Annotated in this window: 7 protein-coding genes and 1 pseudogene; 6 read left to right on the top strand and 2 right to left on the bottom strand. The window is 64.5% G+C overall.

The features are described 5' to 3' along the window. The 5 genes and pseudogenes from H928_RS31570 to H928_RS0113185 form a co-directional block, all read left to right on the top strand. Positions 1-113: pseudogene (locus H928_RS31570) on the top strand (electron transfer flavoprotein subunit beta/FixA family protein); the annotation flags it as partial. 27 nt (positions 114-140) lie between these two features. After that, positions 141-1,073 carry an electron transfer flavoprotein subunit alpha/FixB family protein gene (locus H928_RS0113200; RefSeq protein WP_021026938.1) on the top strand — a complete coding sequence of 311 codons (933 nt, stop codon included), beginning with the start codon at positions 141-143 and terminating at the stop codon, positions 1,071-1,073. A gap of 169 nt (positions 1,074-1,242) precedes the next feature. Then, positions 1,243-3,036, top strand: a complete 1,794-nt coding sequence (locus tag H928_RS0113195; protein ID WP_021026937.1) for an acyl-CoA dehydrogenase — start codon at positions 1,243-1,245, stop codon at positions 3,034-3,036. 107 nt (positions 3,037-3,143) lie between these two features. Beyond that, the gene (locus H928_RS0113190) at positions 3,144-4,133 is read left to right on the top strand and encodes a nitronate monooxygenase family protein (RefSeq protein WP_021026936.1); all 990 of its coding nucleotides are present in this window, start codon (positions 3,144-3,146) and stop codon (positions 4,131-4,133) included. A gap of 86 nt (positions 4,134-4,219) precedes the next feature. After that, positions 4,220-4,864, top strand: coding sequence for a DUF1439 domain-containing protein (locus H928_RS0113185; RefSeq protein WP_021026935.1), 645 nt, complete (start codon positions 4,220-4,222; stop codon positions 4,862-4,864). On the opposite strand, the gene H928_RS0113180 is transcribed toward H928_RS0113185, so the two are convergent. Next, positions 4,861-5,334, bottom strand: coding sequence for a hypothetical protein (locus tag H928_RS0113180; RefSeq protein WP_021026934.1), 474 nt, complete (start codon positions 5,332-5,334; stop codon positions 4,861-4,863). The genes H928_RS0113185 and H928_RS0113180 overlap by 4 nt on opposite strands. A gap of 1 nt (position 5,335) precedes the next feature. Beyond that, positions 5,336-5,920 carry a GbsR/MarR family transcriptional regulator gene (locus H928_RS0113175; protein ID WP_021026933.1) on the bottom strand — a complete coding sequence of 195 codons (585 nt, stop codon included), beginning with the start codon at positions 5,918-5,920 and terminating at the stop codon, positions 5,336-5,338. A 294-nt stretch (positions 5,921-6,214) separates the two neighbouring features. Here H928_RS0113175 and H928_RS33345 point away from each other — a divergent pair. Beyond that, a partial coding sequence (locus H928_RS33345) for an acyltransferase family protein (protein WP_239644961.1) occupies positions 6,215-6,678 on the top strand: 464 nt, incomplete at its 3' end.

Genomic DNA, 6,678 nt, shown 5'->3' with positions numbered 1-6,678 from the left:
CGCGCCTGAAGACCTTGAAGGTGCAGGAACCCGCCAAGCGCGGCGCTGGCGTGAAGGTGCCCGATGTGGCCACCTTGATCGACAAGCTCAAGAACGAAGCCAAAGTCATCTAACGCTGCTGCTCAAAAGGAAACCTACAAATGACCGCTCTCGTTATTGCAGAACACGACAACAAAACGATCAAGACCGGCACGCTCAACACCGTCACCGCAGCCCTGGCTTGCGGTGGTGATGTGCATGTGCTGGTAGCAGGCGTTGGCGCAGCAGCTGCAGCCCAGGCCGCAGCCCAGATCGCAGGCGTTGCCAAAGTCATCCTGGCCGATGGCCCGGCACTCAAGGACGGCCTGGCCGAGAACCTGGCCGCGCAAGTGCTGGCCATTGCCGGCAACTACAGCCACATCCTGGCGCCAGCGACGGCCTCGGGCAAGAACGTGGCGCCACGCGTGGCAGCCAAGCTCGACGTGGCCCAGATCAGCGACATCACCAAGGTCGTGAGCGCCGACACCTTCGAGCGCCCCATCTACGCGGGCAATGCCATTGCCACCGTGCAGTCGATCGATGCGACCAAGGTCATCACCGTGCGCGGCACCGGCTTTGATGCAGCCGCTGCCACCGGTGGCTCGGCTGCGGTAGAGAACACAGCAGCGGTTGCTGACAGCGGCAAGAGCAGCTTTGTGGGCCGCGAAGTGACCAAGAACGACCGCCCGGAACTCACGGCCGCCAAGATCATCGTCTCCGGTGGCCGCGCGCTGGGCAGCGCCGAGAAGTTCAACGAAGTGATGACCCCGCTGGCCGACAAGCTGGGCGCGGCCATTGGCGCGAGCCGCGCAGCGGTGGACGCGGGCTACGCACCCAACGACCTGCAAGTGGGCCAGACCGGCAAGATCGTCGCGCCCCAGCTGTATGTGGCAGCGGGCATCTCGGGCGCCATCCAGCATTTGGCCGGCATGAAGGACTCCAAGGTGATCGTGGCGATCAACAAGGACGAAGAAGCGCCGATCTTCAGCGTGGCCGACTATGGCCTGGTGGCCGACCTGTTTGAAGCCGTGCCTGAGATGGCCAGCAAGCTGTAAAAACGTGCCAGCAGCCACCCCACGCCGCAACAGCATCCCGCTGACGCTGGATGTGATGGGCAGCGTGGTGGCCGCGAGACGCATCTGAAGGCATCCCCTGGGGGATGCTTTTTTTGTATGCGCGGCGCACCCCCAAAACCACAATCAACGATAAGACGAGGAGACAACGATGAGCTACAAGGCACCTGTCAAGGACATGCTGTTTGCGATGGAGCACCTGGCCCGCATCGACCAGGTGGCACAGATCCCCGGTTTTGAAGAAGCGGGGCTGGACACGGCGCAGGCCGTGCTGGAGGAATGTGCTCGCTTTAACGAAGAGGTGGTGGCGCCGCTGAATGTGGTGGGCGACCTGCAGCCCTCGACCTGGAAGGATGGCCAGGTCAGCACCACGGCGGGATTCAAGGAGGCCTTTGCGCAGTATGTGCAAGGCGGCTGGCAGGGCCTGCAGCACCCGGTGGATGCCGGCGGCCAGGGCTTGCCCAAGACGATTGGCGCAGCCTGTGTGGAGATGCTCAACAGCGCCAACATGAGCTTTGCGCTCTGCCCCTTGCTCACCGATGGCGCCATCGAGGCATTGCTGACGGCTGGCAGCGATGCGCTGAAAACGACCTACCTGGACAAGCTGGTCTCCGGCCAGTGGACCGGTACGATGAACCTGACCGAGCCCCAGGCCGGCTCGGACCTGGCGCTGGTGCGCACGCGTGCCGAGCGGCAGGGCGATGGCAGCTACCAAGTCTTTGGCACCAAGATCTTCATCACCTATGGTGAGCACGACATGGCCGAGAACATCGTGCACCTGGTGCTGGCCCGGGTGGCCGGCGCGCCCGATGGCGTCAAGGGCATCAGCCTGTTTGTGGTGCCCAAGTTCCTCGTCAATGCCGATGGCACGCTGGGTGCGCGCAACGATGTGCACTGCGTGAGCATCGAGCACAAGCTGGGCATCAAGGCCTCCCCCACCTGCGTGCTGCAGTATGGCGACCAGGGCGGCGCCACCGGCTTTTTGGTGGGCGAAGAGAACCGGGGTCTGGAGTACATGTTCATCATGATGAACGCGGCCCGCTATGCCGTGGGCCTGCAGGGCTTGGCCATTGCCGAGCGGGCCTACCAGCAGGCCGCCGCCTTTGCCAAGGAGCGTGTGCAAAGCCGCCCGGTTGATGGCAGTGTGGCCGGCAGCGCCACCATCATCCACCACCCCGATGTGCGCCGCATGCTGATGACCATGCGCGCCTACACCGAAGGCTGCCGCGCGATGGCCTTGACGGCCGCTGCCGCCTTTGATGCCGCCCATGCCCATCCCGACCAGCAGTTGCGCCAGGACAACCAGGCCTTCTACGAATTCATGGTGCCGCTCATCAAGGGCTACAGCACGGAGATGAGCCAGGAGGTGACCAGCCTGGGCGTGCAGGTGCACGGCGGCATGGGCTTTATCGAGGAGACGGGTGCTGCCCAGCACTACCGCGACGCCAAGATCCTGACCATCTACGAAGGTACCACCGCTATCCAGGCCAATGACCTGGTGGGCCGCAAGACCGCGCGCGATGGCGGCCAGGCCGCGCGTGGCATCGCCAGCCAGATCGAGCAGACCGAGCAGGCCTTGAAGGCCAGCAGCTCGGGCGCGGCCCAGGCTTTTGCACGCTGCTTGGCGCAGGCGCGGCAGGACTTTTTGGCCGTGGTCGATTACGTGGTGGCCGGCAGCAAGACCGCGCCCAACGATGTGTTCGCGGCCAGCGTGCCGTACCTGATGCTGGCGGGCAATCTGGTGGCGGGCTGGCAGATGGGCCGGGCCTTGCTGGCGGCCGAGCAGCAACTGAGCCAAGGCGCGGGCGACAAGGCGTTTCTCGAAGCCAAGGTGACAACCGCGCATTTCTATGCCACGCATATTTTGGTAAAAACCTCGGCATTGCGCGAAGAAGTTCTGCACGGTGCGGCCCCGGTGATGGCGCTGCCGCAGGACAGTTTCTGAGCGCCATGCCCCCCATCTGAAGCCCCTCTCGCGCCTTGGCCAAGGCGCCTGGGGTCTGCGCCGCCCAGGCGGTGCAGAAGGCTTTTGCCCTTTGAAGGAGACCTTGTATGTCCAAGCTTCCCGGCGCGTTGCAGAACGTGCCTTTCCCGGTCATCGGCTCACCGCTGTTCATCGTCAGCAACCCCCAGTTGCTGATTGCGCAGTGCAAGGCCGGCATCGTCGGCTCCATGCCCGCGCTCAATGCCCGCCCGGCCGAGCAGCTCGATGACTGGCTGGCCGAAATCACCGAAACCCTGGCCGCACACAACCGCGCCCACCCTGACCAGCCCGCCGCGCCGTTTGCGATCAACCAGATCGTGCACCGGACCAATGAGCGCCTCGAGCACGACATGGCGCTGTGCGAAAAGTACAAGGTGCCCATTTTGATCACCTCGCTGGGTGCACGCGAGGATGTGTTCCAGGCCGCCCATGCCTGGGGCGGTGTGGTGATGCACGACATCATCAACAACAGCTTTGCGCACAAGGCCATCGACAAGGGGGCCGATGGCCTGATTGCCGTGGCAGCTGGTGCCGGTGGCCATGCGGGCATCAAGAGCCCGTTTGCGCTGGTGCAGGAAATCCGCGAGTGGTTTGACGGCCCGCTGGCGCTGTCGGGCAGCATTGCCCATGGCCGTGCGGTGCTCGCTGCCCAGGCCATGGGCGCCGACTTTGCCTATATCGGCTCGGCCTTTATCGCCACCGACGAGGCGCGTGCGGTGGAAGAGTACAAGCAGATGATCGTCAGCTCCAACTCGGACGACATCATCTACAGCAACCTCTTTACCGGCGTGCATGGCAACTACCTGAGCCCGTCGATCCGCGCAGCTGGCATGGACCCGGACAACCTGCCGGTCTCCGACCCCAGCTCGATGAGCTTTGGCAAGGAGCGCAAGGCCTGGAAAGACATCTGGGGCAGTGGCCAGGGCATCGGCGCCATCAAGCAGGTGGTGCCCGCCGCCGAGCTGGTGGCCCGGCTCAAGCGCGAGTACTTCGACGCCCGCGATGCGCTGCTGGCCAGCAGCCCGAGCCGCGCAGCGGCCCCTGCACAGGCAGCGTAACGCGCAGATACCAACACCGGCCGCTGGAGCTGAACTTTGGCCCAGCGGCGCTGTCAAACCACGTTTGACGGCTACGGTGTGATGCGATGGAGAAACAGTTTTTTGCCCAGGGTGGCGCCCAGCCGCTGCAGCGCCGCCGCTGCCTGGTATGGGCTGCCGCTGGCCTGGTGGCTGGGGCTGGCCTTGCGACCCGTGCGGCACAGGCTGCCGATACCCCACTACCTGCCGGGGCGCGCAGCATCCGCATCAGCCAGGCGCAACTGCAGCAGGCGGTCGCTGCCAAGTTTCCGCTGGCCCGCTCCTGGCAGGGCATGGTCGTCATCCAGCTGCAAAAACCCAGTGTGCAATTGCTGGCAGCCAGCAACAGCCTGCGTGCCGCCTTCGATATCTGGGTGACCGAGAAGCTGATGGGCAACGAATACCCCGGCCAGATGACCCTGGACTTTGGCCTGGCCTTCCAGGATGCCGATGCCAGCATCCGCCTGCACAACGTGCGCGTGCAGCAGCTGCAGATGCAGGGTGTGCCCGCCGCCTACCAGGGCATGTTCCAAACCTATGCGCCCCGCCTGGCCGAGCAGGTATTGCAAGGCCTGCTGGTCTATGAGCTGCCCGCCAGCCAGCGCATGCTGTTGCAAGGCCTGGGCTATACGGTCGAGCGCATGGAGGTGCAGGAGCAAGGCCTGCGCATTGTGCTGGCGCCCAAAACGGCCACTGCTGCGCCAGCGCGTTAGGCTAGCGTGTAGGGGTAGTCGACGGATAGGCCCGGTGCCAGTTGCTCCATCAGCGCCAAGGCTTGCGGCGCCACATCCTGCCCCTGGTCTTGCGCCGCTTCCAGCTGCGCCATCAGATCGGCCAGTTGCAGCCATTGCCCGGCATCGATGCCCAGTGGCTGGGGCAGGGCGTCAGGCCCGGCACTGTGGTCCAGAAAGGCGACGGCCTGCTGCTGGTCACGGCTCAGCAGCCAGGCATCGCCGGTGCCCGAGCAGGCAAACACCCACCAGTCCTGGCCCAGCTTGGCCAGCGGGGCATCGCGCCCCCAGGTTTCCTGGGCAGCGGCCAGGTGGTCCAGCAGCACAAAATCGCCGGCGATCTCGGTCGTAGGCAGGCCATGGCCGGGCATCAGGCCAGGCACCACGGCGGGCCAGGGGCTGCCGGGCCAGAGCCGCTCGGCAATGGCGGCCGGGGCTTGCAGGGCCAGCATCTCAGTCGTTGCCTTCCTTGCGGGCGGGCGATTTGCCGGTCAAGCGGTCCTTGATGGTCAGCACCCGGGTGACAGCGCTGCCCATGCCCATCAGCTGCAGGGCCGTGTCGGGGTTGAGGCGCTGCACATCGTCAAACCAGGTCATCAGTTTGTCGATCAGGTCGTACATCTCCTGCATGCGCTGCTGGGCGTATTGCTCGTCGGCGGAATGGGTTTCCTGCAGCAGGGCGGAGCGCAGCATCGACTGCGTGGGTTCGATTTCGCGGCGGCGGCGCTCTTCGGCCAGGGTGCGAAAGATCTCCCAGACATCGGCCGGCGCTTCAAAGTATTCGCGCCGGTCACCCGGCTGGTGGCGCATATGCACCAGGCGCCAGGATTGCAGCTCCTTCAAGCCCATGCTGACATTGGAGCGCGAGAACGACAGGCCCTCGGCAATCTCGTCGGCATTGATGGGCTGGGGCGAGAGAAAGATCAGCGCATAGATCTGGCCCACGGTGCGGTTGATGCCCCAGCGGCTGCCCATCTCGCCAAAATGTGACACGAATTGGCGGGGGAGCTCGGGCAGCGGGGTGGGGGCTTGTTTCATGGCGCTGATTATCGGTTTTTTCTGGAAAAGCTGAAACGCCAGGCTGCGATGGCCTGGAGCGCAGCCCACCGCGCTTTGTAAAGACGGCATATTTCGCTCGGTCCTCGGGGCCGCCCCGTCAACGCAGGCAGAAACAACGGCGTTACATATGGAGTGGCACTGCGCGCGCGGTGCCACACCCTTGTCAGAACATTGCCAGCCTGCTTTGCAATGGCTTGCCCATTGCGGGGCCGCTGGCCAGAGACTATCTTGCCTACCACAACAACCCATAACAAACGAAATCTGTGGCTGGACATGACCAAAGGGGCTTGCTGTGCTGCCATTGTCTGGCACCACCTGGCTTTCTACGGCCCGATGTCGGATGTCGCAGCGCAAGTCACCCCCGGCATCATTGACTGGCTGGCGGAATATGCGCGCATTGCCGTGCAGATTTTCCTGGTCATGGGCGGCTTTCTGTCGGCGGCCAGCCTGGCCCCGCAAGGTGTGGCCCGCTTTGGCAGCCCGCTGGCCAAGATCGGCCAGCGCGCGCTGCGCTTGCTCGCGCCTTATTCCGTCGCGCTGTTGCTGGCTGTGTTCATCGCAGCTTTGGTGCGGCCCTGGTTTGCCCACGAATCCGTGCCCGCCGAGCCCACCTGGCAGCAGCTGATCGCCAATGCGCTGATGCTGCAGGACATCAGCGGCGAAGATGCGCTGTCGGCCGGCGTCTGGTATGTGGCGATCGATTTTCAGCTGTTCGCCGCCGTCACCTTGCTGTTTGC

The sequence above is a fragment of the Comamonas sp. B-9 genome, from assembly GCF_000410635.1.
Classification (GTDB): Bacteria; Pseudomonadota; Gammaproteobacteria; order Burkholderiales; family Burkholderiaceae_C; genus Comamonas.
The sequence above is the reverse complement of the archived record's forward strand: the minus strand, read 5'-3'. Positions and strand labels throughout refer to the sequence as shown.

What these genes read in the sequence shown, in the direction of transcription:
- H928_RS0113190 (WP_021026936.1), top strand. Translation starts at nt 3,144, where the DNA reads ATGTCCAAGCTTCCCGGCGCGTTGCAGAACGTGCCTTTCCCGGTCATC.
- H928_RS0113180 (WP_021026934.1), bottom strand. Translation starts at nt 5,334, where the DNA reads ATGCTGGCCCTGCAAGCCCCGGCCGCCATTGCCGAGCGGCTCTGGCCC.
- H928_RS0113200 (WP_021026938.1), top strand. Translation starts at nt 141, where the DNA reads ATGACCGCTCTCGTTATTGCAGAACACGACAACAAAACGATCAAGACC.
- H928_RS0113195 (WP_021026937.1), top strand. Translation starts at nt 1,243, where the DNA reads ATGAGCTACAAGGCACCTGTCAAGGACATGCTGTTTGCGATGGAGCAC.
- H928_RS0113175 (WP_021026933.1), bottom strand. Translation starts at nt 5,920, where the DNA reads ATGAAACAAGCCCCCACCCCGCTGCCCGAGCTCCCCCGCCAATTCGTG.
- H928_RS0113185 (WP_021026935.1), top strand. Translation starts at nt 4,220, where the DNA reads ATGGAGAAACAGTTTTTTGCCCAGGGTGGCGCCCAGCCGCTGCAGCGC.